Raw genomic sequence first — 26,349 nt, 5'->3', positions numbered from 1 at the left:
CGCTGACCTCGTCTTTTCAAGCCGCCCTGGCGGCTTACGGTTTCGCTAACTTGTCTTCACTAGTGTGGACCACACGCCGTTGGGAAGTCGCACTGATGTTGCCTTACCGACAGTGAGTTCAGCCCCGCGGGGGCGCCAAGGCGATGAGGAGGGGTGCGTGCCGCCGCACGAGGACGAGCCACTGTGGCCGTCGGACGACAGCGATGCGACGTCGGAGGCAGACGGGGGCGCTACGGCTCACCTGCCCCTGCCGGGCAAGCAGGAGCCCTCCGCGCGTCCCGAGGAGCCGGGCGAGGGCACGCAGCGCTCCGGCTCGCAGCCGCCGCCGGAGTCGGCGGGGGAGCGCACCCAGTTCCTCCAGCCGTGGGCCCGGCAGCCGCAGGGCCCGCCGGATCAGCCGCAGCCCCGCCAGAGCGAGCCCGCGCAGCAGCCCCGACCGCAACCCGAGGCCGAATCCGCGACGGCCTACCTGCCACTGCCGGAATCCCCGGCGGGCCAGTCGCGTCCCGAGCAGCGGCCAGGGCCCGCCCAACCGGCCCTCGGCGAGCAGCCGACCATGTTCGTGCCGCGCGTGACCGACGCCGAGCCCCCGGCGGAGCAGCGGCCCGTGGTCCCGCCCGCCGGGATCGTGCACGCGCAGCCCATGCGCATCGAGCCGAGCGGCGAGCTGCGCCCGGACGGCCCGTCCGCCGAGAACGAAGCCCCGCCGGCCGCCCCGGCAGCGGAAACGGCTGCGGAGACCGAACCGCGCCGCAAGCGCCGTGGCCTCATCTACAGCGGTGCCGCGCTGGTGCTCGTCATCGTCGTCGGGGTGGCGCTCGCGTTGCCCTACGTCTCCAACCGGCTCGGCCTGCCGTGGGCGCCCAACCTGCCCAAGGGCGACACCCCCGAGTCCCCGACCGTCAACCTCGCGCTTCAGGCGCCGAGTTCCACCGCTGCCACCCCCACGAGCAGCGGCGTCGGCTCCGCGCTGGCCGGGCCCGCCGCGAACCCCGCGCTCGGCACGCTCACCGGCATCGTGATCGACCCGGCCACCGGTTCCACGCTGTGGAACCACAACTCCGGCCAGCTGCTCACCCCGGCCTCGACCACCAAACTGCTCACCACCTCCGCCGCGCTGCTCCAGCTCGACCACGGTCTGCAGCTGACCACGAAGGTCGTGCAGGGCAGTTCCCCGGACACCGCGATCCTCGTCGCGGGCGGGGACATCACGTTGTCCGCGCTCCCGCAGGGCAAGGACTCGGTCTACCAGGGCGCCGCACACCTGGACACGCTCGTCAACCAGGTGAAACAGGCCAGCGGCGGCACCATCAAGAAGGTCCAGATCGACCTCTCCGCCTACACCGGCGCCACCTCCGCGCCGGGCTGGGCACCCGAGGACACCCCGTCGACCTACGCGACCCAGATCGTCCCGGGAATGCTCGACGGCGGAATGACGGATCCGAACAACGACGAGTCGAAGCGGACCGCCAATCCGGCGGGCGATCTGCTGCAGACCTTCGCACAGCGGATGGGGGCGACCGTCGCGCCGGCGAGCACCACCACCGCGCCGCAGGGAGCGAAGGTGCTCGGCGAGGTGAAGTCGGCGCCGATCACGGAACTGATCGCACACCTGCTCGAACGCTCCGACAACGAGCTGGCCGAGGTGGTCTCCAGGACGACCGCGATCAGCGTGGGCAAGCCCGCCTCGTTCGCCGGTGGCGCGCAGACGACGCTGGATATCCTCTCCCGCAACGGTTTCGACGTCTCCGGCGTCAGCCTCAACGACGGCAGCGGTCTGTCCACTTTGAACAAGGTGCCCGCCAGGCTGCTCGCGCAACTGCTCTCCGTGGCCGCCGCGCCCGATGGCAAGGACCCGCGCACCGAGAAACTGCGGCCTCTGTTGGAAGGCCTTCCGGTGGCCGGTGGCAGCGGCACGCTGTCCGACCGCTACGGCGACCCGAACTCCTCGGCGGGCAAGGGCTGGGTCCGCGCCAAGACCGGCACGTTGTCCGGGGTGAACACGCTCGCCGGCGTCGTGCTGGACAAGGACGGCCGCGTGCTGACGTTCGCGTTGATGTCCAACGGTTCCGACATCGCCGCGAGCCGTCCCGCACTCGACGCGATCGCGGCCAACTTGCGTGGCTGCGGATGCCGCTGACGCCGGGTAGCGTCGGACAGGTGAGCACGGTGGGCGAGGACAACAAGAAGCTGGTCGTCGACTGGTCGTTGGCGGCATCGACCGGCGCGTTCCTCGTGCGCGGCGGCCCGAACGTGCCGCCGGAGGAAGCGAAGCTGGCGGTCTCCGAACTGCGGGAGCTGACCGTGGACGCGGAGGCCCACGTCCGCGAGGTCACCGGGCTCGGCGCCGGGCTGCCCCTGCTGCCCGGTGAGGTGGTGGACCGTCCGGGCTGGGTGCGCTCGGCCGCCGCGGGGCTGGATGCGTTGACCGGCAAGGCTTTGCAGTCGCTGCCGACCGGCAAGCTGAGTCCGGTGCTCGCCGGGGGAGCCGGTGTGCAGACGGGTGTGGTGCTGGCGTTCCTCGCCTCCCGCGTGCTCGGCCAGTACGACCCGTTCGGCGGCGACGGCGGCCGTCTGCTGTTGGTGGCGCCCAACGTGGTCACCGCGCAGCACGCGATGCAGGTGCCCGGCCGCGATTTCCGGCTGTGGGTGTGCCTGCACGAATGCACGCACCGGCTGCAGTTCACGGCGGTGAGCTGGCTCAAGGACTACTTCGGCGACGAGGTGGAGCGGCTGGTGTCCGGCCTGGCCGGGGACGACGACGGGTTCACCCAGCTCGTCGGCCGCCTGCCGGACGCGGTCCGCGAGGTGAAGCGCGCGAAGTCCGACGGGGTGGTGGCGCTGAGCCAGCTGTTGCGTTCTCCGCAGCAGCGCGAGGTTTTCGACAAGCTGCTCGCGCTTTCCACGTTGCTGGAAGGGCACGCGGACTACGTGATGGACGCGGTCGGCCCCGGCGTCGTGCCCGCGGTGGAAATGATCCGTGCCCGCTTCACCGCGCGCCGACGTGGCGGCGGGCTGCTGGACCGGATCCTGCGCAGCCTGCTCGGCATCGACGCGAAGGTCCGCCAGTACGCACAGGGCGCCGCGTTCACCCGGCACGTCGTGGACCGGGTGGGCATGTCCGGGTTCAATGCCGTATGGACTTCGCCGAACACCCTGCCCAGCCGCGCCGAGATCGCGGACCCGGACAAGTGGGTGCGGCGCGTCCACGGGTGAGCGAGCACCTGGCCCGCGTCCGGCGGGCGGTTCGTGAGTTCCTCGCCACGCAGCCCGGCACGAGCGTCGACGTGGCGGTGTCCGGTGGCGCCGACTCCCTTGCGCTGACCGACGCCGCGCACTGCTCCGGTCGCCGGGTCCGGGTGCTGATCGTCGATCACGGCTTGCAGGAGGGTTCCCGGAAGATCGCCGAGGACGCCGCCCGGCAAGCGCGCGCACTCGGCGCCGACGACGCCGAAATCCTGACCGTCGACGTGGCGGGTCCCGGCGGGCCCGAAGCCGCCGCACGCCGGGCCAGGTACGCCGCGCTGCGGGAAGCCGCCGATGGTCTGGTTCTGCTCGGGCACACCCGTGACGACCAGGCCGAGACGGTGCTGCTGGGCCTCGGCCGGGGTTCCGGGCCACGGTCGATCGCGGGCATGAAGCCGTTCGATCCGCCGTGGGGCCGCCCGCTGCTGGACGTGCCGCGCGCCGCGACCCGTGCGGCGTGCGCGGCGCTGGGCGTCGAGCCATGGGAAGACCCGCACAACACCGACACCCGCTTCACGCGCGTCCGTCTGCGTAACGAAGTGCTGCCACTGCTGGAAGAAGTGCTCTCCGGTGGGGTCGCGGCCGCACTTGCCCGCACCGCGGCGCAACTCCGCGAGGATGTGGAGACACTGGACACGCTCGCCACCCGATTTGGCGCGGACGAACCGACGCTGGATGCCCGTGAGCTGGCCGAAGTACCCGCCGCGTTGCGACGCAGAGTGATCCGGCGGTGGCTCCTCGACGGCGGCGCGTGTGATCTGACTGACGCGCATCTGCGTTCGGTGGACGACCTCATCGGAAATTGGCGCGGACAGGGCGGTGTGTGGCTACCCGGCAGCTTGGTGGTGGAACGGACACATGGCAGGCTTGCGATGAATCGTCGCGAACTCACCAGAGGGGATTGACCTGTGTACGAAGGCGAGATCGCCTCCGTGCTCGTCACCGAGCAGCAGATCCAGGACAAGATCAACGAACTCGCCAAGCAGATCGCGGCGGACTACGAACGTGAAGGTGTGACCGGCGATCTCCTGCTGGTCGGGGTGCTCAAGGGCGCCATCATGTTCATGACCGACTTCGCCCGCGCACTGCCGATACCGGCCCAGCTGGAGTTCATGGCGGTGTCCTCGTACGGCTCCGCCACGTCCTCTTCGGGAGTGGTGCGGATCCTCAAGGACCTCGACCGGGACATCGCGGGCAAGCACGTGCTCATCGTGGAGGACATCGTCGACTCGGGGCTGACGCTGTCGTGGCTGCTGAAGAACCTCGCGAGCCGCAACCCGGCCTCGCTGGAGGTCTGCTCGCTGCTGCGCAAGCCGGAAGCGGTCAAAGTGGACGTTCCCGTCCGTTATGTCGGTTTCGATATTCCCAACGAGTTCGTGGTGGGCTACGGCCTCGATTATGCGGAGCGTTATCGCGACCTCCCCTACATCGGGACGCTCGATCCGAAGGTCTACAGCAGTTGAGTAACTCCTGGTGAACACCTTGCACAGGCGTCAAGAATTTCGGAACCGTTGCTCCGGCAAACGCGTCATACAGCCGGACCGAGTGCGTTAACCTAAGCGAACAGGGGTAGCCGTCCGGCCACGGGCGGCATCGACTTGGGGTAGGAGAGAACTGATGGGGAACAGCGGCTACGCGGACACCGCGGCGTTCAAGAACGCGGCGGTGAATGGTCAGCTGGGTGTCGATCCGGACGCGGCGCAGAACGTGCTGAAGAAGATCCGGGCAGGCAAGGACTCCGTGGAGAACCTCCTGCGCAACGCCGGTGCGCTCGCCGAGGCCCCGAAGCTCGGCGCGAACCCCGTCGGTGACGCGATCGCGGCCAAGTTCGCCCAGCGCGCCGACGGCGGCAACGACTCCTACTCCACCGCTCTGCAGAACCTCTTCACCCAGTACGAGCAGGCCGAGCAGGCGATCGTCGCCGCGATGAGCCACTACCACCAGATCGACCAGGATGCCGCGGACGCACTGTCCGGGCAGGCGTGAACCAGGGGGCAAGAGCCGAGATGGGTAGCCAGAGCGATTCGTACTCCGGCGGCGCTGGCGGCAGCGCCGTCCAACTGGGCGACAACGGCGAGAGCGCCGCGCTGGTCCAGCAGGCCCGTAACAGCGCGGGCGGTTTCGACTACGGCTCGGACCGGGCCATCGCCAGCCCGCCGAACTGGGCCTCGCAGGAGAGCATGCAGCTCTACCAGGGCGCCACGGTGAACAACGACCCGGCCACGGCCGAGGCCACCGGACAGGCGTGGAAGGCACACGGCGACGAGCTGCACCAGGCCGCCACCGATCTGTACAACGCCGTGACCGAGCTCGGCAACGCCTGGGTCGGGCAGGGTGCCGCGTCCGCGCAGGGCGCGCTGGTCGGCATCGCCGGTTCCAGCAAGCAGGCGGGCGACGCCGCGCACACGATGTCCAACCGGATGGCGCAGCAGGCCTCGGCGGCGGCCGAGGTCAAGAAGATGCCCGCGCCCAAGGAGTTCGACCCGGCCAAGCAGACGGCCGCGATGCTGGCCGGTGGCCCGGCCGCGATGGTCGCCGACATGAAGCAGCAGTCGGACGAGGCCAAGGCCGTGCACGCGCAGCAGGTCCAGTACTTCAACGCCTACACCCAGGCGATGTCCGAGGTGGACGACACCACGCCGAGCTTCGGCCCCGAGTCGCTGGGCCTGCCGCCGGACGGCAGCATCGGCGCCACGAAGGCGTCCTCGGTCGGCGCGGGCGCCGGCGGGATCACCGGCGCCTACGGTGGCGGCACGCTCGGTCCCGGCGCCGGCATGTCCTTCGGCGGCGACACCACGCACGGTTCGTTCGCGGGCAACTTCGGTCAGGGCGGTCTCGGCGCCGGCCAGCCGGGCGCGGTCCCGCCGGGCGCCCCGGGTGCCCCGGCTCCGGGTGCGGTCACCGGCACGGGCGCGGTCCCCGCCGCGCACATCACACCGACCGCGTCCTCTTCGGGTGGTTCGGGTGCCGCCCTGGGCGTGGGCCTCGGTCTCGCCGGTGCGGGCCTGGCCGCCGCCGGTGGCAAGACGGTGCTCAGCCGCGGCAGCAAGTCCGCCGCCAAGGAGGAGACCGACGAGACCTCGGCGGCCGCGACGGGCGAAAGCAGCCAGTCCCAGCAGCAGGGACACAGCGCCGCCGCGAACATGCCGCAGCAGCAGCTGATGAACTCCGGCGGCACCATCGGCTCGAACAGCACCCCGACCGCCGGCATGGGCGGTATGGGCGGTGCCGGTGCTCAGGGCGCCGAGGACGAGGAGCACCAGCGTGCTTCCTTCCTCATCGAGGCCGACCCGGACGAGGCGTTCGGTGCGAATGTCGCCACCGCGCCGCCGGTCATCGGGGCCTGGGGCGACGACGAGGACGAGGACTGACGGGTGCGGGCGGAGCTGCTTTCTCCGCTGGAGCTGGATTTTCTGTGGGAGTCGTTCGGCGGCGGTGAGCTGCCCTACCCACTGGAGGTGCGCTCACACGGAGCCACCTTGGACGAGCGCGACCGGCTGCGCAGGCAGACGCTGGCCGCGCTCGCCCAGCGTGGGGTCGCCGACGGCCGCGGGCGTCCCGAGCCCCACGTGGAGAACTACTTCGAGGTGCTCGCCGGCGCCGAGGTGAGCCTGGATTCGGTGCACCTCGCCGCGCCGAACACGTCCCCGCTGCTCGCGGTGGCGGCGGCGCTCGGCGGGCAGGGCGTGCTGACCGTCCACGACGAGCGGGGTTTCCACTTCCACCCCGCTCCCGCGGACGGCCTCGCCAGCGCCGTCCTCTCGCTGCTCCCGCCCGCCCAGCGTGGCGCGGAGAAGTCGATCACGGTGCCGCTCGCGCAGCTGCTCACCGGCACCGGTGCCGATTTCCTGCAGCGCCGCGTGCCCGACGGCGAGGGCAGGGTCAGCGCGGACGAGGACCGCAAGGCTCTCGCCCGGTTGCAGGCCCAGCCGCGGTTGCGGGGCGGGCAGATCGGCGCGAACGCGCGCAACCGGATGGGCGGCAAGGTGCGCCCGCCGGTGCTGAGCTGGTTCGACACCGAGTCCGGCCGCTACTTCACACAGGCCAGCCGCGGGCACGACGGCCGCGACTGGATCACGATCGCCCCGGCGGACGCGCCGTCCCTACGTCATCGCCTTGGTGAGATGCTCTCCGGTGCCGCGAGTACGAGCATGGCGCCGGGAGGAGCATAGTGACGGGCGGGCAGGAGTTCTTCACGCCGCTGACCTTCGATTTCCTGTGGGAATCGGCCGGGTTGGGCGAACTGCCGTACCCGCTGCGCGTGCGCTCGCACGGCACCACGATGGACGAGCGCTCCGCGCTGCGTCACCGCGCGGACCAGGAACTGCGGGCCCGTGGCCTGCGCGATCAGTACGGCAGGCTCGAGCCGCACGTCGAAGACTGGTTCGCGCTGCTGGCGCGGCCCGCGCTGTCCATCGACGCGCTGCACATCCCGGAGTTCCAGCAGCCGCCGGTCGCGATTCTCGCCGCGACGGACGGCCGTACCGGCGTGCTCGCGATCCAGGACAACGATGGCGTCTGGATCCGCCCGGCCCACGCCGACGGGCTCGCGGCCGAGGTGGTCGACCTGCTGCCCGCGGGCAAGCGCGGCTCCGAAGCCTCGATCACGCTGCCCGTGGAGGAGGCCCTGCGCATCCCGCCGAACCGGGTGTCGGTCATGTCCGGTGGCGGTGAACCCGACGGCAAGTCGCGGCGGCGGACGTCGCTGAGCGACCGGATCGCCGATCCGCGGGAGGCCTACGCCCGGCTCGCGGGCCAGCCGAGGCTGCGCGGCGGTCAGCTCGCAGCGAACAGCCGCAACGAACTCGGCGGGCGCAGCCGGTCCCCGGTACTGGCCTGGTTCGACACCGCGAGCGGCCGCTACCTGAGCCTTTCCCGGGCAGGCACCGACGGCAGGGAGTGGGTCACGGTGTCCCCGGCCGACGCGAAGACGCTGCGCAGCAGGCTCGGGGAGATGGTCGCCGCGGTCGCGGACCGAACAGCCGGGAACCAGCAGGCATAACGGGCCGTTTACCTCCCGAAGGTTGTGCGGGTGGCAGCGAGTCCACCAATGGCGGCCGGACTGTACCCTGGATGAACGGGTGTCCCTCGCACACCGCAAGTAGTTGTCACACCGTGACGGCGGATGGCTACATCTACCGCCTAACCAGGGAGGGTCAAGGCCAGCACGGCCGAGGCATATGGACCGGAAGCGCCTGCTCAGGAACCCATTACTGTGGATCGTCGCGGTTCTGCTGCTCTACTTCGCGTTCAGCACCATCTTCGACAGCAACCGCGGCTACACCCAGGTGCCGACTTCACAGGCGATCGCGCAGGTCAGCGCGGGCAACGTGAAGGAAGCCAATCTCGAGGACAAGGAGCAGCAGCTCAAGCTGTCGCTCAACAACAAGATCAACGTCGACGGGCAGCAGGTCGACCAGATCATCACGCCGTATCCGGCGAACGCGTCCACCGAGATCTACAACCAGCTGATCGCCGCCAAGAACGTCAAGTTCACCACGACCGTCACCCAGCAGTCGTTCTTCTCCCAGCTGCTGATCTACCTGATCCCGCTGGGCATCCTGCTGTTGCTGCTGATGTGGATGATGAACAACGCGCAGGGCGGCGGCAACCGGGTCCTCAACTTCGGCAAGTCCAAGGCCAAGCAGCTCAACAAGGACATGCCCAAGACCACCTTCGGTGACGTGGCGGGCGCCGACGAGGCGGTCGAAGAGCTTTACGAGATCAAGGACTTCCTGCAGAACCCGGCGCGCTACCAGGCGCTCGGCGCGAAGATCCCGAAGGGTGTGCTGCTCTACGGCCCGCCCGGTACCGGTAAGACCCTCCTCGCGCGTGCCGTCGCCGGTGAGGCCGGCGTGCCGTTCTACACGATCTCCGGTTCGGACTTCGTCGAGATGTTCGTCGGTGTCGGTGCCTCCCGGGTGCGTGACCTGTTCGAGCAGGCCAAGCAGAACGCGCCCTGCATCATCTTCGTCGACGAGATCGACGCGGTCGGCCGCCAGCGTGGTGCCGGCCTCGGCGGCGGGCACGACGAGCGCGAGCAGACGCTGAACCAGCTGCTGGTCGAGATGGACGGGTTCGACTCGCGCGGCGGCATCATCCTGATCGCCGCCACCAACCGGCCCGACATCCTGGACCCGGCGCTGCTGCGGCCCGGCCGCTTCGACCGGCAGATCCCGGTGTCCGCGCCGGACCTGCGTGGCCGCCAGGCGATCCTGCAGGTGCACTCGAAGGGCAAGCCGCTCGCGCAGAACGTCGACCTGGAGGCGCTGGCGAAGCGCACCGTCGGCATGTCGGGCGCGGACCTGGCCAACGTCATCAACGAGGCCGCGCTGCTCACCGCCCGCCAGAACGGGCACGTGATCAACGACGCCGCGCTCGAGGAGTCGGTGGACCGGGTGATCGGCGGTCCGGCCCGCAAGAGCCGGATCATCTCCGAGAAGGAAAAGAAGATCACCGCCTACCACGAGGGTGGCCACGCGCTCGCCGCGTGGGCGATGCCCGACCTGGAGCCGGTGTACAAGCTGACCATTCTGCCGCGTGGCCGCACCGGCGGGCACGCGCTGGTCGTCCCCGAGGACGACAAGCAGCTGATGACCCGGTCGGAGATGATCGCGCGGCTGGTGTTCGCGCTCGGCGGGCGCACCTCGGAGGAGCTCGTGTTCCACGAGCCCACCACCGGTGCCTCGTCCGACATCGAGCAGGCCACCAAGATCGCCCGCGCGATGGTCACCGAGTACGGCATGAGCGCCCGGCTGGGTGCCGTGAAGTACGGGCAGGAGCAGGGCGACCCGTTCCTCGGCCGCTCCGCGGGCCGCCAGGCCGACTACTCGCTCGAGGTCGCGCACGAGATCGACGAAGAGGTGCGCAAGCTCATCGAGACCGCGCACACCGAGGCCTACGAGATCCTCAACACCTACCGGGACGTCCTCGACGATCTGGTGATGGAGCTGCTGGAGAAGGAAACCCTGCAGCGCAAGGACCTCGAACGGATCTTCGCGACGGTCGAGAAGCGCCCGCACATCACCGTGTTCAACGAGTTCGGTGAGCGCGTGCCATCGGACAAGCCGCCGATCAAGACCCCCGGCGAGCTGGCGATGGAGCGTGGCGAGCCGTGGCCGCCGCCGGAGGACAAGCCCGTGCCGCGTCCGGAGCCCACCCCGGTGGGCACCGCGCCCGGTGGGGGGGACCTGCCCGGCGGCCCACCGTACGGGCAGCCGGAGCCGCCGTCGAACCCGTACGCCCCGCCGCCGTCCGGTGGTGGCTACCCGCCCAACGGCGGCCGTCCCTACGGCCCGAACGGCACCGGCCAGTGGCCGCAGCCGTCCGGCCCGCAGAGTGGCCCGCCGAACTACGGTGCCCCTCCGGGATGGCGCCCGGCCACGCAGCCGGGTGGTCAGCCGTGGCGGCCCTCGGACGAGTGGCGCCGCTCTCCGGGTGAGGAGCAGCAGCAGGGCCGGCCGGGTTGGTTCGGCGGTTCGGGCGACGGCGGTTCGGACGAGCAGGGCGGCAACGATCGCCAGTGAGCTGAAAGCACTGCCGATGCCCGGTCGCTGCGTGGTGATGGGCGTCCTGAACGTCACCCCGGATTCGTTCTCCGACGGCGGCCGCTACCTCGACCTCGACGCCGCGATCCAGCACGCACACGAGATGTGGGATCGCGGCGCCGACGTGATCGATGTCGGTGGTGAGTCCACCCGGCCGGGCTCGGCGAGGGTGGACGCCCAGACCGAGATCGACCGGGTGCTGCCGGTGATCCGCACACTCGCCGCCGACGGGCTGTGCCTGTCCGTCGACACCACCCGCGCCGCGGTCGCGGAGGCCACGATCGACGCGGGTGCGACGATCATCAACGACGTCTCCGGCGGCCTCGCCGACCCCGGCATGGCGAAGGTCGCGGCGAGCACGCGTGCGCCATGGGTGCTGATGCACTGGCGCGGGCACAGCAAGGACATGAACCAGCTGGCCACCTACGGCGACGTGGTGGCCGAGGTGCGCGACGAGTTGTCCGCACGGGTGGACGCCGCGCTGGCCGCCGGTGTGGCCCACGAGAACATCGTGCTCGACCCCGGCCTCGGCTTCGCGAAACAGGCCGACCACGACTGGGCCCTGCTGCAGCGGCTCGGCACGTTCCTGGACATGGGCTTCCCCGTACTGGTCGGCGCTTCCCGGAAACGCTTCCTCGGGCGCCTGCTCGCGGACGAGAAGGGCGAGCCCCGCCCGCCCTCCGGCCGCGAGGACGCCACCGCCGCGATCTCCACGCTCGCCGCGGCCGCCGGCGCGTGGGGCGTGCGAGTGCACGCCGTCGGCGCGTCGCTGGACGCCGTGACCGTGGCCGCCGCGTGGCGGCAAGGGCACGCATGAGCGACCGGATCACCCTGACCGGACTGCGGGTTTTCGGCAGGCACGGCGTGTTCGAACACGAGAAGCGCGACGGGCAGGAGTTCGTCGTGGACATCACCGCCTGGCTCGATCTGACTCCCGCGGCCGCGACCGACGACCTCGAGCGGACGCTGCACTACGGCGAGCTGGCGGAGCTGGCCGCCGGCATCGTCGGCGGCGAACCGTACGACCTGATCGAAAGCGTCGCGGGCAGGATCGCCGACGAGGTCATGGCCGACGACCGGCTGAGCGCGGTCGAGGTGACCGTGCACAAACCGTCGGCGCCGATCCCGCTCACCTTCGACGACGTGGCGGTGACCGTGCGGCGGGACCGATGAGCCGGGCCGTGCTGTCGCTGGGCTCGAACCTCGGCGACCGGCTGGACTACCTGCGGTCGGTGCTGGACGGGCTGCGCGAGGCGGTCGTCGCCGTGTCGTCGGTGTACGAGACGAAACCGTGGGGCGTCGAGGACCAGCCGGACTTCCTCAACGCGGTGTGCATTGTGGACGATCCCGCCCGCGACCACTGGGCGTGGCTGCGTGCGGGACAGGCACTGGAGCAGGCTGCGGGCCGGGTGCGCGAGCTGCGCTGGGGCCCGCGCACCCTCGACGTCGACGTGGTGACCGTGGACGGCGTCAGCTCCGGCGATCCCGAACTGCTCCTGCCGCACCCGGGCACCCCCGAACGCGCGAGCGTGCTCATCCCGTGGCTCGAGATCGAGCCGAACGCGGTTCTGCCTGGGCACGGCCCCATTCGGGAGCTGCTGGCCGCCCTGCCCGTCGAGGACCGCTCGGGCGTCCAGCTTCGCGCGGACCTCCGGCTCACGTCGTGACGGCGTTCCGGGGCATCAGCCGCGTAGCGCGACGCTGATCCATTCCGCGGCCGCGATGCCGCCCGGAAACGGCGGCCAGCCGTTCATGATCCCGAGCAGCTGCCAGTACCTTTCCGCGCGCACGTCGGTGTAGGCCGAGATCTGGTCGGCCAGCTCCCGCCTGTCCGTCGCGCCCGAGGCGGCCAGCATCTCCTCCGCCAGCGCGCGGCCCTGCTCGGACGAGGGCGCCACGCCGGCGTCGACGTACTGCTGCGCCCGCGCGCTCCACTCGAACCAGTTCTCCTGCCGTCCCAGCGAGCCGGCGCCCTCGGCCAGCTCCGCCGAACGCCGTTCGCTCATGCCGCGGACCAGCCGCCGGAATTCCGGGTCCTGGATCAGCTCGGCGAACTCGACCCACGCCTGCACCTGCTCCGGCGTCGGATCGTCGGGCAGCGTCGGTTTCGCGCCGTGCACGCGGGCGGCGAACTCCGGGTCGAGTTCGATCCCTTCGGACATCTCCGACCAGAACTCGTCCACCAGCCGCACGCGCTCCTCATCGGACATCGAGGCCAGTTCGTTCATCAGTTTCACTTCCTCCAGTTCGGACTTTCGCTTCACGACCGCACGCAGCACCGCCCGGCGCAGCCGCAGTCTGCGGATCTGCTCGTCGAGTGCCTCGATGTGCCGTGCCGCCAGCAGCGGCACGGTCGTCTCCTCGGCCAGCACCAGCGCGACGTCGGTGAGGCCGAGGCCGAGCTCGCGCAGCGTCCTGATCAGCTCGAGCCGGGCCAGCGACCGGGTGTCGTAGAGCCGGTAGCCGGAAGGTGTGCGGTCGGTGGGCGGGAGCAGCCCCTCATCGGAGTAGAACCGGATCGTCTTGACCGGCAGCCCGGTCCGCCGCGCCAGTTCCCCGATGGTGAACGCCCTGCTCACAAAGTCCATGCTGAAGTCTCCAGTCACTGGAGAGTCAAGTCTGCCAAGGTACGGTGACGATATGCACTTCACGCGGCCCCGCGAGCTGGTGACCGCCGGACTTGTCGGGCTCGTGCTCTCTTATCTGGTCTTCGAGTTCCAGTACAACGCGCTGCCTCGGCTGCCCACGTTCGCCGGGGTGACCCTGCTGGTGCTCGGCGTGATCGAAGTCGCACTCGCTTTTTCCATCCGCTCCCGGATCCGCAACGGCCGCGTGTTCGGATCGCTCGCGGTGGCCCGCGCGGTCGCGCTCGCCAAGGCGTCGTCGCTCCTCGGGGCGTTGATGTTCGGCGCATGGGGCGGCGTCCTCATTGCGCTGGTCCCGCGTGCCGGCGAGGCCGCGGCGCCGGCGGCGGACGTCCGCAGCGCCGTGATCGGCCTGGTCAGCGCGGTAGCCCTTGTCGGGGCGGCACTGTGGTTGGAACACTGCTGCCGGACACCGGATCAGGGTGATCAGGATCGCGATAGTCACCCGACCGGTTAACGCGGAGAAGTGACCGCTCGAAGTACCGACTAGGTCTCAAACGGATAACTGACGGGTACGGTGTTGGGCATGACTGGCGTGGGTGACGACTCGCGCGGCCGCCTTGTGGGCAGGCCGTGGTTCGTCGTCGGCTTGGCCCTCGCCCTGGCAGCGACCCTCGCGCTCGTGCTCGCGGACGACATCCGGTATCTCCGGCTCGGCATCGTCGCCGCGTTGTGGGCGGCGCTGGTCGGCGCCTTCCTCGCGGTCCGCTACCGCAAGCAGGCGTCGAGCACCGACGAGGCGGTCGCGCAGGCGCAAGAGGTCTATGAACTCGAACTGGAGCGCGAGATCGCCGCGAGGCGTGAGTACGAGCTCGAGATCGAGTCCGAAATGAGGAGCAAGGCCGAGGCCGACTCCCGCGTCGAACTGGACGCGCTGCGCTCCGAGGTGCTCGCACTGCGCGAAAGTTTGCAGTCGCTCTTCGGCGGTGAGGTGCTGCTCGAACGGGTCGCGCTGACCGCGCAGGCCACCCGGATGCGTGCGCTGCGCGAGGAGGGCCACCTCGTCGAAGCGCCGGGCAACGGCCGTCTGCCCGCGCAGTTGACGGCGGCCCCCGCCAAGGAAGGCACCGAGCGGCCGACCGAGCTGATCGACCGGGTGCGGGACAAGCAGCCCAGCCGCGGCCGTCCCGCCTCGGGCGCGCCGGAGCCCCGGCGCCCCGAACGGTCGCTGGATCTGCCGCCGCGCCGCGTCGCCAAGAACGAGGCCGCCCGCACCGGGTACGGACGCAGCAGCGCGGCCGCGAGCGTGTCCAAGGCCGCCGCCGAGGCCCGCGCCGAGCAGACCAGGTTCACGCAGCCCCCCGCCGAGCAGCCGAGGGTCACGCCCGACGAGGAACAGACCCGGCTCACCCGCGCCGCCACTCCGGTCCGGCGTCCCGAGGCCGCGAACGAGCTGACCCGGCCCGCACTCAACGTGACCGGCAGGCAGCCGGAGCCCGAGGCCGCCGACGAGCCGGCCCAGCTCGACGCGGACTGGACGCCGTCGTGGGAGAACCGGGTCACGCGCGACCGGCCGGTCAGCGATCTTTCCGCGGCGTTTCCCGCGAACGGCAACGGCGGTCCGGTCACCCCGGAACCGCAGCGCAACATCCGCAAGCCCGCGGAGCCGCCGCAGCGCGGCGAGAAGCCGACCCCTCGGTTCGAGGGTTCGCGTCCGCGGATGGAGCCGGCCAAGCCCGCGCAGCAGGAGCCGGCGCCGCGGTTCGAGTCGTCCCGCCCGCGCATGGAACCGGTCAAGCGCGCCGAGCCGGTCGGCCGGTTCGAGACCTCCCGGTCGAAGATGGAACCGGTGCCTCGGTTCGAGGGTTCGCGCCCGCGGATGGAGCCGGTGAAGCGTGCGGAGACGTCCCATCCGCGGATGGAGCCGGCCAAGCCCGCGCAGCAGGAGCCGGCGCCGCGGTTCGAATCGTCCCGCCCGCGCATGGAACCCGTCCGGCCCGCCGAGACCTCGCTGCCGCGCCTCGACCCGGTGCCGCCCGCGGAGGAGGAGCTGCCCGCGCCCACCAATCCGACGTTGCCGGAGGAAGTGCGGCGGCGTGCGCAGGAAGGCGGGGCCGGTGGCCGTCGCCGCAAGCCCGAGCCGCCCGAAACGCCGGCCGAGACCTCCGGTGGCCGCAGGTACCGCCCCGAGGGCGAGCCGCCGTCCTGGCAGTCGAACGGCCGGCCGACCGGCAGTCACGCACGTCCCGACGTGAACGGCGAGCCCGCCACCGGTCGCCGCGCGAAGCCGGAAGCCCACGAATCGACCGGGCATCGCGCCAAGCCCGAGGACTCCACGGGCCGGCGCGCCGCGGCGGAGGAAACGGGTTCGCACACGGCCGGCCGCTCGGTGAGCGATCTGCTCGCCGCGCACGGCGCCACGACGGACGCGATCCCGCGCCGCCGGCGTCGCGCCGAGGACTGAGTTCGAAGGCGCACAGTCGGTCGTCGTAGAGTTCCGGGCTGTGACGGCACCCCCTCGCAGGATCACCGTGCTCCTGCCCGTACTCGGCCTCATCGTGGTCGCGGTGTGCGGGCTGACCCTGCTGGCGCTCGCCACCGTGAGCGTCGGCCCACTCGCGGTCGTGATTGGCGCCACCGCCGCGCTGATCCCGGTCGCGGTCGTGGTCGCGACATTCCTGTGGGTCGACAGATGGGAACCCGAACCCGCGAAACTGCTGTTGCTGGCCTTCGCCTGGGGCGCGTGCATCGCGACGATCACCACCCTGCTGATCAACAACACCGCTGAGTCGGTCGGGGATTTGTTGCTGGGCAAGGGAAACGGCAGCCGGGTCAGCGCACTGGTGTCGGCACCGCTGGTCGAGGAGGCGGCGAAGGGCTCGTTCGTCCTCGCGATCTTCCTCAAGCGGTCCGACGAGTTCGACGGCATCGTCGACGGCATCGTCTACGCCGGATTCACCGCCGCCGGTTTCGCCTTCACCGAGAACATCTACTACTTCGGCCGCGCGTTCGCCGACTACGGCTTCGGCACCGGCACGAGTTCGGGCGTGATCGCGGCGTTCGTGCTGCGCGGCGTGCTCTCGCCGTTCACGCATCCGTTGTTCGCGGCGCTCACCGGAATCGGGTTCGGCGTCGCGGCCCGCGCACCGCGCGGTCCGGTCAAGGTGCTCGCGCCGCTCGGCGGATACATCGCCGCGGTGTGCCTGCACGCACTGTGGAACGGGGCCGCGACCATCGGCGGCGCGAAGGCGTTCTTGAACATCTACTTCCTGATCATGGTGCCGATCTTCATCGCCGTCGTGATGCTCGTGGTGCTGCAACGGCGCCGGGAGCAGCGGATCATCCAGGCCGCGCTGCCGAAGATGGCGCAGGCGCGCTGGATCGCCGCGTCCGAGGTCGGACTGCTGTCGAGTCTGCGTGGCCGGCGCGAGTGGCGGCGCCAGGCGCGCAAGCAGTCCGGGCGTGCCGCGGCCAGAGCCGTCGGCGCCTATCAGGCCAGCGTGACCGAGCTCGCGTTCTTGAAACGTCACAAGCCGTCCTCGGCGGCGGCGGTACGCGAACGTGAACTGCTCGGTACGCTGCGCGCCTCGCGCGAGGAAGCCGTCAGGCTGGCGGGGGAAAACGGCGGCGCGGGATGACCCTGCTCGGGTGAAGCTGGTCACCTAGGCCCGGCGAGCCGCCCCGCCGCGAGCTAGTCTCGCGCCGTCGTCCGGTACCCGCGACCGAAGAGCGGGACTGGAACGAGCTTGAGGAGCTTTTGCCATGTGCGTCCTTAGGGGCACGCGATGACGCGTCCCGCCCGCTTGGCCGTCGGCGTCGTGTCGGCGGGCCGGGTGGGCAGTGTGCTCGGGGCCGCTCTCGCCCGTGCAGGTCACACGATCGCCGCCGCTTCCGGCATTTCCGCCGCTTCGCACGACCGTGCCGAGCGGCTGCTGCCCCATGTTCCGCTCAAACCGCCAGACGAGGTCGTCGCCGTGGCGGACCTGGTGCTGCTCGCCGTTCCCGACGACGCGCTCGCGGATCTCGTGTCCGGCCTCGCGGCGACCGGCGCATGGCGGCCTGGCCAGATCGTGATCCACACGTCCGGCGCCTACGGCGTGGATGTGCTGCGTCCCGCGGCCGAGGCGGGTGCGCTGCCGCTGGCGCTGCATCCCGTGATGACGTTCACCGGCCGCGAGGAAGACCTGCAGCGCATGGCCGCGTGCAGCGTCGGGGTGACCGCAGCGCCGGGCGACGAGGCCGCGTGGAACGTCGGCGAGGCGCTGACCGTCGAGATGGGCGGCGAGCCGATCCGGGTGCCGGAGGCGGCGCGGCCGCTGTATCACACCGCGCTCGCGCACGGCGCGAACCATCTCGTCACGCTCGTCGCGGACTGCCTGGAACTCCTTGCTGGCGCAGGTATCGCCAACGCGGAACGGATGATCGGACCGCTGCTGTCGGCGGCGCTGGACAACGCGCTGCGGCACGGCGACCGGGCACTGACCGGTCCGGTCGCCAGGGGCGATTCGGGTACAGTTCGCAAACACCTCGCGGTGCTCGCGGAAGAAGCGCCCGAGGTCCGACCTTGCTACACCGCACTCGCCCGGCGGACCGTGGCACGTGCCACGGCGGCGGGACTGCTCAAGTCCGATGCGGCCGCCGAAATCACCGAACTTCTCGACGAAGGACCCCAGAAGTGACCACCCCGAAGTTCACCCGAGGGCAGCTGAACACGTATCAGACGCCCGACGACATGACCAGCGTGAGCGCCGCGCTGCACGCGGTCGGCCGCAAGGTCGCACTCGTGCCGACGATGGGTGCGCTGCACGCCGGGCACCTCGAACTGCTGCGCCGCGCCAAGCGGTTGCAGGGCGTGGTGGTGGGCGCCTCGATCTTCGTGAATCCCTTGCAGTTCGGGGAAGGCGAGGACTTCGAGGCCTATCCGCGGCCGCTGGAGCGCGACCTCGACGTGCTCGGCGAGATCGGCGCGGAACTGGCGTTCGTGCCGAAGGCCGGCGATCTCTACGCCGAGGGGCACGCGGTGACGGTGCACCCCGGCCCCGTCGGCGACGAGCTGGAGGGGGCGGCGCGGCCCGGTCATTTCGCCGGGGTGCTCACGGTGGTGGCGAAGCTGTTCAACATCGTGCGACCGGACTACGCGTTCTTCGGGGAGAAGGACTACCAGCAGCTGGTGCTGGTCAAGCGAATGGTGGCCGAGCTCAACATTCCCACCAGGGTGATCGGTGTGCCGACAGTGCGCGAGGCCGACGGGCTCGCGTTGTCGTCACGCAACGTCTATCTGTCGGACCAGCAGCGTGCCGACGCCGTCGTGTTGTCCGCGGCGCTGGCGGCGGGGGCGCATGCCGGTCCGAGGGGGGCAGAGGCGGTGTTGTCCGCGGCGCGGGAGACGCTGGCCGCGCAGCCCGCGGTCGCCGTGGACTATCTCGAACTGCGTGGAACCGATCTCGGTCCCGCGCCCGTCGATGGGGAGGCGAGGTTGCTCGTCGCGGCCAGGGTCGGCAAGACCAGGCTGATCGACAACGTCGCGGTCCTCCTCGGCACAGCAGGGGAATAGAGGGAGAGTCGACATGTACCGCACGATGCTCAAATCGAAGATCCATCGCGCGACCGTCACCCAGGCGAACCTGCACTACGTCGGTTCGGTCACGGTGGACGAGACGTTGATGGAGGCCGCCGATCTGCTGCCGGGCGAGCAGGTGTCCATTGTGGACATCGCCAACGGGGCGCGGCTGGAGACCTACGTGATCCCAGGGGAGCGGGATTCCGGGGTCATCGGCATCAACGGCGCGGCGGCGCACCTGGTGCACCCGGGCGATCTCGTCATCCTCATCTCGTACGCGCAGATGGAGAACGCCGAGGCCGCCTCGTTCCAGCCCAGGATCGTGTTCGTGGACGGCGACAACCGCATTCAGCATTCGGGCAGCGACGCCGGGCACGCCCCGGAGGGTTCGGGCCTGATCAGCGGGAGCGTGCCCATCGTGCCGCAGGACCGGGAAACGACGTTCCCGGTCGCCGAAACCGTCGACGCCGCGAGGCTCGACGCACTGCTGCACGCGGAGAGCTAGTTGCTGCTGGCCATCGACGTCGGCAACACGAACATCGTTCTCGGGTTGTATGCGGGCACCGAGCTGATCGGTGACTGGCGGATGCGGACCGACGCGCAGATGACCGCCGACGAACTCGCGCTGACCATGCGTGGTCTACTCGGGACGCACGCCGACGCGGTGACCGGCATCAGCGCGCTGTCGACGGTGCCCGCGGTGCTGCGTGAACTGCGGGTCATGCTGGCGCGGTACTACCCGCGCGTGCCGAAAGTCGTTGTGGAGCCAGGGGTTCGCACCGGCGTGCCGCTGCTGGTGGACAACCCGCGCGAGGTGGGCGCGGACCGGCTGGTCAACACACTGGCCGCGCACCACCTGCACCCGACCGCGTGCGTGGTCGTGGACTTCGGCACGTCCACGAACGTCGACGCGATTTCCGCCAAGGGCGAGTTCCTCGGAGGCGCGTTCGCCCCGGGCATCGAGATCTCGGTCGACGCACTCGCCTCGCGCGCCGCACAGCTGCGGAAGGTGGAACTCGCCGCGCCCCGGTCGGTGATCGGGAAGAACACGGTGGAATGCCTGCAGTCCGGGATTCTGTACGGTTTCGCGGGCCAGGTGGACGGTCTGGTGCGCCGAATCGTGAAGGAACTCTCCAGCGAAGGCCGGGTGACGGTACTGGCGACCGGCGGCCTGGCCCCGTTGGTGCTGAAGGAGTCGGAGACGATCACCGAACACGTACCCGACCTGACCCTGTTGGGGCTGAGGCTGGCGTACGAACGGCAATTGCGCTGAACCGCGAATGCCAGAGCGGCCGGTTGCGCCTTCCGCGCTAACGGCGTGAAGCCCGCATAGCCGTCGTCATCAACGGCAAATCGAACTCGCCCTCGGCTGTTTCCGGGGTCCTGGCCAGGAACTCCCGCAGCCTGGCCAGCGTCGCCTCCCGTTCCTCGGGCGGGGCGATCAGCATGTGCGAGTGCGTCGCGACCGTCGCCAGCAGGGTCTCCGCCGTGCGGCGCTGGGTGTGCCGGAAGTGGCTGCGCTCGAACGGCTCCCACTGCGCGTGCGACGGCAGTTCACCCGAGAACGACCGCCACGACCTGCTGATGCTCGTCCTGGTCAGCTCGCCGAACTCCGCGACCCAGGGCACCGTCATGTCGTCGTGGTTCCACAGTGCGAGAAACGTACCGCCCGGCCGGGTGACCCGCGCGATCTCGGTGAGCGCCGGGCCCGGGTCGAACCAGTGGAACGCCTGCCCGGCGACCACGGCGTCGGCGCTGGCGTCCGGCAACGGGATGCTCTCCGCGGTGCCGTCCAGCACCGGCACGTCCGGCAGGAGCCTGCCGAACTCCGCCCGCATCCCCTCGTCGGGTTCGACGGCTGTCACCCGCAGGCCCAGCGCACGCAGGCCCTCGGTCAGTTTCCCCGTCCCCGCACCGAGATCGACAACGTGTGCCGCCTCCGCCGGCAGGCCCCAGCGCAGGGCTTCCAGCGGGTAGTCGGGCCGGTGCTCGGCATAGGCGGCCGCCTGCGCGCCGAACGAACGGGCACGCCGGGACCGCAGTTCCTGTTCATCGGTCACGGGAACGATCATATTGACCGAGATAGGTAATCCGGTTGGCCTAGCGAATCGGTGAGTTCGTACCCTATGCGCATGACCGATTCCCCCGCCTCCGAGCGCCCCGTGCCCGATGACGACCTGCCCGAACAGATGCGGGTCCGCCGGGCCAAGCGCGACCGGATAATCGCGGAGGGAGCCGAACCCTATCCCGTCGAGGTGCCCCGCACACACAGCCTCGCCGAGATCCGCGCGAAGTATTCCGACCTGCCCACCGATGCCCAGACCGGGCAGATCGTCGGCATCACCGGGCGCGTGCTGTTCATGCGCAACACCGGCAAACTGTGTTTCGCCACTCTGCGCGAAGGCGACGGTACCGAGCTGCAGGCGATGATCAGCCTGAACGGCGTCGGCGCCGACTCGCTCGCGGCCTGGAAATCCGACGTCGACCTCGGCGACCACGTTTTCGTGCACGGCGAGGTCATCACCTCCAAGCGCGGCGAGCTTTCGGTTATGGCCGACTCGTGGCAGATCACCTCGAAAGCGCTTCGCCCGCTGCCGGTCGCGCACAAGGAGCTCGCCGAGGAAACTCGCATTCGGCAACGTTATGTCGACCTGATCCTGCGCCCCCGGGCCCGCGATGTCGTTCGCACGAGGGCCGGCGTCGTGCGTTCCCTGCGGAATTCTTTCGAGCGGCGTGGCTTCACCGAGGTGGAAACCCCGATGCTGCAGAGTCTGCACGGTGGTGCGGCCGCCCGGCCATTCGTCACACACTCCAATGCCTTCGATATGGATCTGTATCTGCGGATCGCACCGGAGCTCTACCTCAAGCGCTGTGTCGTGGGCGGGATCGAGAAGGTCTTCGAGATCAACCGGAACTTCCGCAACGAAGGCAGCGACTCATCGCATTCGCCGGAATTCGCCATGCTGGAGTTCTACGAAGCGTATGCGACCTATGACACAAACGCTGTGATGACCCGTCAGTTGATCCAGGAAGCCGCGGAAGCCGTGTTCGGCACCCTGGAAGTGACATTGACGGACGGAACGCCATATGACCTTTCGGGCGAATGGACGTCGCTGACGATGTACGGATCGCTCTCCGATGCCCTTGGCGAGGAAGTGACGCCGGAGACATCCGTGGAGAAGCTGCGAGGATTCGCCGAGGCACGCGGCCTCGAGGTGGATCCGAAGCTGGGCCACGGCAAGCTCGTCGAGGAACTGTGGGAGCATCTGGTCGGCGATCATCTGCACGAGCCCACATTCGTGCGTGATTTCCCGATCGAAACGTCACCGTTGACCAGGCAGCATCGCAGCGTTCCCGGCGTGGCCGAGAAGTGGGACCTCTATGTTCGCGGTTTCGAGCTGGCCACCGGTTACTCGGAGCTGGTCGATCCGGTGATCGAGCGGGAAAGGCTCACCGCGCAAGCCGGTTTGGCGGCGGCCGGAGATAGTGAGGCTATGCGCCTCGATGAGGATTTTCTGCGGGCCCTGGAGTACGGAATGCCACCATCCGGTGGCGTTGGAATGGGTATCGACCGCTTGTTGATGGCGCTCACTGGTCTCGGTATCCGTGAGACGATCCTGTTCCCGCTGGTACGTCCTGAATAAGCTGCGCCACGCGGCAATCCAAAGCGGATTTGCCTTGGGCCCTGATTCCGGGTATTAATGTCTTAGTCAATGGCTTGAAGGGGCGCTCGCCCCTACCCCGGACATTCTGGCTGGCGCAAAACAGGAGGAAACTGATGGCACAGAAGGTGCTGGTCTCCCTCGTGGACGACCTCGACGGTTCTGAGGCGGATGAGACCGTCGAGTTCGGCCTCGATGGGATCAACTACCAAATCGACCTCTCGGCCGACAATGCCGAAGAGTTGCGTGACGCGCTGGCCCAGTATGTCGAGCACGCTCGCCGGGCGGGCGGGCGTAAGCGTGCGGGCCGTCCGTCGACGAAGCCGGCCGCCAGCTCGGCTTCGGTGGACCGCGAGCAGAACCAGGCTATTCGTGCGTGGGCGCGCAAGAACGGCTTCCAGGTTTCCGACCGCGGGCGTATCCCGTCCGAGGTCGTCGAGGCCTACCACAAGAAGAACTGAGTCTTTCAGGTAAAGGCTTTGTGAGAAGGCCGCCGGAGTTTGCTCCCGGCGGTCTTCTCTTGTGTCCGATTGTTGAACATGGTTCTATTCGGCGTTCCGCAATGCGTACACGAGTCCTGTGGGGAAAGTCACCCGGGCCATTCGGCCTATTAAGCATTCGCCCGGCAGAAGGGCGTTCTTGGGAAGGTGCTCCCTAACGTGTCGGCCGGGCCTCATTCGATGTGCCATTGACACATCCCTCCGTCACAAACGGCCGCCCTCCGCGACGGCTCCTAACCCGAACGAGTGGTTAGGTGTGCCTTACCTCGGGCGGTGCTCACGGAGCGGGACCGGAACCCTGTTCGCGCTCAGCGGACAAGGGGCCTCCGTGGAATCCCGGCGGGCGTCCACGCGTTGGACCAGACGTCAGTTACCAGCGAAGACTTCCGGCCGAGAGACGGCCGGCGTGCTGACTTCTGTGACCTAATCCGCGCATGTGGTAGTCCTTCGCGACCGGATGGCTACTACAGTGGACCTACGGTGCTGAATCCATCGCGGAAAGATGGAGGCTCACCGCCGGCGCAGCAGTCGAGGGAGTGGGAATGTTCGAGAGGTTCACCGACCGCGCGAGGCGGGTGGTCGTCCTGGCCCAGGAAGAGGCCAGGATGCTCAACCACAACTACATCGGCACCGAGCACATCCTCCTGGGCTTGATCCACGAGGGTGAGGGTGTCGCCGCCAAGGCGCTCGAATCGTTGGGCATCGCGCTGGAGGGCGTCCGCCAGCAGGTCGAGGAGATCATCGGCCAGGGCCAGCAGGCTCCGAGCGGGCACATCCCCTTCACCCCGCGAGCCAAGAAGGTGCTCGAGCTGTCGTTGCGCGAGGCGCTCCAGCTCGGTCACAACTACATCGGCACGGAGCACATCCTGCTCGGCCTGATCCGCGAGGGCGAGGGCGTCGCCGCACAGGTGCTCGTCAAGCTCGGCGCGGACCTCAACCGGGTGCGCCAGCAGGTGCTGCAGCTGCTGTCCGGCTACCAGGGCAAGGAGCCGGCCGAGGCCGGTGCCGGCCGCGGCGAGGGCACCCCGTCCTCCTCGCTCGTGCTGGACCAGTTCGGCCGCAACCTCACCGTCTCCGCCCGCGAGGGCAAGCTCGACCCGGTCATCGGGCGTGGCAAGGAGATCGAGCGCGTCATGCAGGTGCTCTCCCGCCGCACCAAGAACAACCCGGTGCTGATCGGTGAGCCCGGCGTCGGTAAGACGGCCGTCGTCGAGGGCCTTGCCCAGAACATCGTCAAGGGCGAGGTCCCGGAGACGCTGAAGGACAAGCAGCTCTACACGCTCGACCTCGGCTCACTGGTCGCCGGTTCCCGGTACCGCGGTGACTTCGAAGAGCGCCTGAAGAAGGTGCTCAAGGAGATCAAGACCCGCGGCGACATCATCCTGTTCATCGACGAGCTGCACACGCTTGTCGGTGCCGGTGCCGCCGAGGGTGCGATCGACGCCGCGTCGATCCTCAAGCCGATGCTGGCCCGTGGTGAGCTGCAGACCATCGGTGCCACCACGCTCGAGGAGTACCGCAAGTACATCGAGAAGGACGCCGCGCTGGAGCGCCGCTTCCAGCCGATTCAGGTCGGCGAGCCCTCGCTCGAGCACACCATCGAGATCCTCAAGGGTCTGCGCGACCGCTACGAGGCGCACCACCGCGTGTCGATCACCGACTCCGCGCTGGTCGCCGCGGCCACGCTGGCCGACCGCTACATCAACGACCGGTTCCTGCCGGACAAGGCGATCGACCTGATCGACGAGGCCGGTGCCCGCATGCGCATCCGCCGCATGACGGCTCCGCCCGACCTGCGCGAGTTCGACGAGAAGATCGCCGCCGTCCGCCGCGACAAGGAGTCCGCGATCGACGCGCAGGACTTCGAGCGCGCCGCGCGCCTGCGCGACGAGGAGAAGACCCTGCTGGGCCAGAAGTCCGAGCGGGAGAAGCAGTGGAAGGACGGTGACCTGGACGTCGTCGCGGAGGTCGACGACGAGCAGATCGCCGAGGTCCTCGCCAACTGGACCGGTATCCCGGTGTTCAAGCTCACCGAGGAGGAGACCACGCGTCTGCTCCGCATGGAGGACGAGCTGCACAAGCGGATCATCGGCCAGGAGGACGCGGTCAAGGCCGTGTCCCAGGCGATCCGCCGCACCCGCGCCGGCCTGAAGGACCCGAAGCGCCCGTCCGGTTCGTTCATCTTCGCCGGCCCGTCCGGTGTCGGTAAGACCGAGCTGTCCAAGGCGCTGGCGAACTTCCTGTTCGGCGAGGACGACGCGCTCATCCAGATCGACATGGGTGAGTTCCACGACCGCTACACCGCCTCGCGGCTGTTCGGTGCCCCTCCGGGCTACGTCGGCTACGAGGAGGGCGGCCAGCTCACCGAGAAGGTGCGCCGCAAGCCGTTCTCCGTGGTGCTCTTCGACGAGATCGAGAAGGCGCACCAGGAGATCTACAACACCTTGCTGCAGGTGCTGGAGGACGGCCGGCTCACCGACGGTCAGGGCCGTACGGTCGACTTCAAGAACACGGTGCTGATCTTCACCTCGAACCTGGGCACCCAGGACATCTCCAAGTCCGTGAGCCTCGGCTTCTCCGGTGGCGGTGACGAAGCGAACCGCTACGACAAGATGAAGCAAAAGGTCAACGAGGAGATGAAGAAGCACTTCCGGCCCGAGTTCCTCAACCGGATCGACGACATCATCGTCTTCCACCAGCTCACGCAGCAGCAGATCATCGAGATGGTGGACCTGATGGTGACGCGGGTCGAGACCCAGCTCAAGGCCAAGGACATGGCCATCGAGCTGACCGACAAGGCGAAGGCGCTGCTGGCCAAGCGCGGCTTCGACCCGGTGCTCGGTGCCCGTCCGCTGCGCCGCACCATCCAGCGGGAGATCGAGGACCAGCTGTCCGAGAAGATCCTGTTCGGCGAGGTGCAGCCGGGTCAGATCATCATCGTCGACGTCGAGGGCTGGAGCGGAAACCCCGAGGACAAGGACGACAAGGCGCACTTCACCTTCCGCGGCGAGACCAAGCCGCTCGAGGTGCCGGACGCCCCGCCGGTTTCGATCGGCGCGTCCAACGACTCGGGTGAGGCCGAGGCCGAGTAAGAGGCGACGAGAGGCGCCCCCAGGGAAGCCGGCGGATTCGAGGGGTCGTTGCAACACAACTGGTCAACTGGCCAGGAGCTTAGCGAAGCGCTCGGCTGGGGTTTCCCAGCCGAGCGTTTTGCGTGGGCGGTGGTTGAGTTCGGCGGCGACGGCATCG

The 26,349-nt window shown here is 69.4% G+C and carries 24 protein-coding genes; 22 read left to right on the top strand and 2 right to left on the bottom strand.

Translation table 11 applies throughout. From position 1 onward, the window contains the following. The first annotated feature begins 157 nt into the window (after positions 1-157). The 12 genes from dacB (at position 158) to folK (ending at position 12,460) form a co-directional block, all read left to right on the top strand. A complete protein-coding gene (gene dacB / locus HFP15_RS36415) occupies positions 158-2,140 on the top strand; it encodes a D-alanyl-D-alanine carboxypeptidase/D-alanyl-D-alanine endopeptidase (RefSeq protein ID WP_168522096.1) in 1,983 nt (660 codons plus the stop codon). Further along, positions 2,131-3,216 (top strand): Rv3626c family coenzyme F420 biosynthesis-associated protein, encoded by a 1,086-nt coding sequence (locus HFP15_RS36410; RefSeq protein ID WP_168522094.1) that lies wholly within the window; start codon positions 2,131-2,133, stop codon positions 3,214-3,216. Before dacB ends, HFP15_RS36410 begins: the two co-directional genes overlap by 10 nt. Next, positions 3,213-4,151, top strand: a complete 939-nt coding sequence (gene tilS / locus HFP15_RS36405) for a tRNA lysidine(34) synthetase TilS (RefSeq protein WP_312871921.1) — start codon at positions 3,213-3,215, stop codon at positions 4,149-4,151. The genes HFP15_RS36410 and tilS overlap by 4 nt, the downstream gene beginning before the upstream one ends. Before the next feature lie 3 nt (positions 4,152-4,154). Next, on the top strand, positions 4,155-4,709 hold the full coding sequence (gene hpt / locus HFP15_RS36400; protein WP_168522090.1) for a hypoxanthine phosphoribosyltransferase: 555 nt from the start codon (positions 4,155-4,157) through the stop codon (positions 4,707-4,709). 154 nt (positions 4,710-4,863) lie between these two features. Next, positions 4,864-5,232, top strand: a complete 369-nt coding sequence (locus HFP15_RS36395) for a hypothetical protein (RefSeq protein ID WP_168522088.1) — start codon at positions 4,864-4,866, stop codon at positions 5,230-5,232. Positions 5,233-5,252: 20 nt separating this feature from the next. Then, positions 5,253-6,617 (top strand): WXG100 family type VII secretion target, encoded by a 1,365-nt coding sequence (locus tag HFP15_RS36390; protein WP_168522086.1) that lies wholly within the window; start codon positions 5,253-5,255, stop codon positions 6,615-6,617. Between the two features lie 3 nt (positions 6,618-6,620). Further along, positions 6,621-7,418: an ESX secretion-associated protein EspG gene (locus HFP15_RS36385; protein WP_168522084.1), complete on the top strand. Its 798-nt coding sequence runs from the start codon at positions 6,621-6,623 to the stop codon at positions 7,416-7,418. Further along, on the top strand, positions 7,418-8,248 hold the full coding sequence (locus HFP15_RS36380) for an ESX secretion-associated protein EspG (RefSeq protein ID WP_168522083.1): 831 nt from the start codon (positions 7,418-7,420) through the stop codon (positions 8,246-8,248). Before HFP15_RS36385 ends, HFP15_RS36380 begins: the two co-directional genes overlap by 1 nt. 178 nt (positions 8,249-8,426) lie before the next feature. Next, entirely contained in the window at positions 8,427-10,772 is a 2,346-nt protein-coding gene (gene ftsH / locus HFP15_RS36375; protein ID WP_168522081.1) for an ATP-dependent zinc metalloprotease FtsH, read from the top strand. Between the two features lie 16 nt (positions 10,773-10,788). Further along, positions 10,789-11,610, top strand: a complete 822-nt coding sequence (folP, locus tag HFP15_RS36370; RefSeq protein ID WP_168522079.1) for a dihydropteroate synthase — start codon at positions 10,789-10,791, stop codon at positions 11,608-11,610. Next, on the top strand, positions 11,607-11,966 hold the full coding sequence (folB, locus tag HFP15_RS36365; protein ID WP_168522077.1) for a dihydroneopterin aldolase: 360 nt from the start codon (positions 11,607-11,609) through the stop codon (positions 11,964-11,966). The genes folP and folB overlap by 4 nt, the downstream gene beginning before the upstream one ends. Continuing rightward, entirely contained in the window at positions 11,963-12,460 is a 498-nt protein-coding gene (gene folK, locus HFP15_RS36360; RefSeq protein ID WP_168522075.1) for a 2-amino-4-hydroxy-6-hydroxymethyldihydropteridine diphosphokinase, read from the top strand. Before folB ends, folK begins: the two co-directional genes overlap by 4 nt. Positions 12,461-12,475: 15 nt before the next feature. On the opposite strand, the gene HFP15_RS36355 is transcribed toward folK, so the two are convergent. Further along, a complete protein-coding gene (locus HFP15_RS36355) occupies positions 12,476-13,381 on the bottom strand; it encodes a helix-turn-helix domain-containing protein (RefSeq protein ID WP_168522073.1) in 906 nt (301 codons plus the stop codon). 52 nt (positions 13,382-13,433) lie between these two features. On the opposite strand from HFP15_RS36355, the gene HFP15_RS36350 reads away from it, so the two are divergent. From HFP15_RS36350 to HFP15_RS36320, 7 genes are all read left to right on the top strand, one after another. Next, on the top strand, positions 13,434-13,895 hold the full coding sequence (locus tag HFP15_RS36350; protein ID WP_168522072.1) for a DUF3180 domain-containing protein: 462 nt from the start codon (positions 13,434-13,436) through the stop codon (positions 13,893-13,895). Between the two features lie 69 nt (positions 13,896-13,964). Further along, the gene (locus HFP15_RS36345) at positions 13,965-15,842 is read left to right on the top strand and encodes a DUF6779 domain-containing protein (protein ID WP_168522070.1); all 1,878 of its coding nucleotides are present in this window, start codon (positions 13,965-13,967) and stop codon (positions 15,840-15,842) included. A 67-nt stretch (positions 15,843-15,909) separates the two neighbouring features. Next, a complete protein-coding gene (locus HFP15_RS36340; protein ID WP_168522124.1) occupies positions 15,910-17,016 on the top strand; it encodes a PrsW family intramembrane metalloprotease in 1,107 nt (368 codons plus the stop codon). Between the two features lie 147 nt (positions 17,017-17,163). Then, entirely contained in the window at positions 17,164-18,057 is an 894-nt protein-coding gene (locus HFP15_RS36335; protein ID WP_168522068.1) for a Rossmann-like and DUF2520 domain-containing protein, read from the top strand. Then, positions 18,054-18,932, top strand: coding sequence for a pantoate--beta-alanine ligase (gene panC / locus HFP15_RS36330; RefSeq protein WP_168522066.1), 879 nt, complete (start codon positions 18,054-18,056; stop codon positions 18,930-18,932). Before HFP15_RS36335 ends, panC begins: the two co-directional genes overlap by 4 nt. A 13-nt stretch (positions 18,933-18,945) precedes the next feature. Then, positions 18,946-19,443: an aspartate 1-decarboxylase gene (panD, locus tag HFP15_RS36325; RefSeq protein ID WP_168522064.1), complete on the top strand. Its 498-nt coding sequence runs from the start codon at positions 18,946-18,948 to the stop codon at positions 19,441-19,443. Beyond that, positions 19,444-20,211 (top strand): type III pantothenate kinase, encoded by a 768-nt coding sequence (locus tag HFP15_RS36320; protein WP_168522062.1) that lies wholly within the window; start codon positions 19,444-19,446, stop codon positions 20,209-20,211. Positions 20,212-20,248: 37 nt separating this feature from the next. Here the strand turns inward: HFP15_RS36320 and HFP15_RS36315 are convergent, their stop codons facing one another. Continuing rightward, positions 20,249-21,010 (bottom strand): class I SAM-dependent methyltransferase, encoded by a 762-nt coding sequence (locus HFP15_RS36315; protein ID WP_168522060.1) that lies wholly within the window; start codon positions 21,008-21,010, stop codon positions 20,249-20,251. A gap of 60 nt (positions 21,011-21,070) precedes the next feature. Here HFP15_RS36315 and lysS point away from each other — a divergent pair, with 60 nt between their 5' ends. The 3 genes from lysS (at position 21,071) to HFP15_RS36300 (ending at position 26,192) form a co-directional block, all read left to right on the top strand. Beyond that, a complete protein-coding gene (gene lysS / locus HFP15_RS36310) occupies positions 21,071-22,582 on the top strand; it encodes a lysine--tRNA ligase (protein ID WP_168522058.1) in 1,512 nt (503 codons plus the stop codon). A 134-nt stretch (positions 22,583-22,716) separates the two neighbouring features. Next, positions 22,717-23,061, top strand: a complete 345-nt coding sequence (locus HFP15_RS36305) for a histone-like nucleoid-structuring protein Lsr2 (RefSeq protein ID WP_168522056.1) — start codon at positions 22,717-22,719, stop codon at positions 23,059-23,061. Between the two features lie 581 nt (positions 23,062-23,642). Further along, on the top strand, positions 23,643-26,192 hold the full coding sequence (locus HFP15_RS36300; RefSeq protein WP_168522053.1) for an ATP-dependent Clp protease ATP-binding subunit: 2,550 nt from the start codon (positions 23,643-23,645) through the stop codon (positions 26,190-26,192). Positions 26,193-26,349: the final 157 nt, after the last annotated feature.

The organism is Amycolatopsis acididurans (assembly GCF_012328925.1).
Classification (GTDB): Bacteria; Actinomycetota; Actinomycetes; order Mycobacteriales; family Pseudonocardiaceae; genus Amycolatopsis_E; species Amycolatopsis_E acididurans.
Note: the sequence above shows the minus strand (reverse complement) of the source record. Positions and strands in the feature narration are given on the sequence as shown.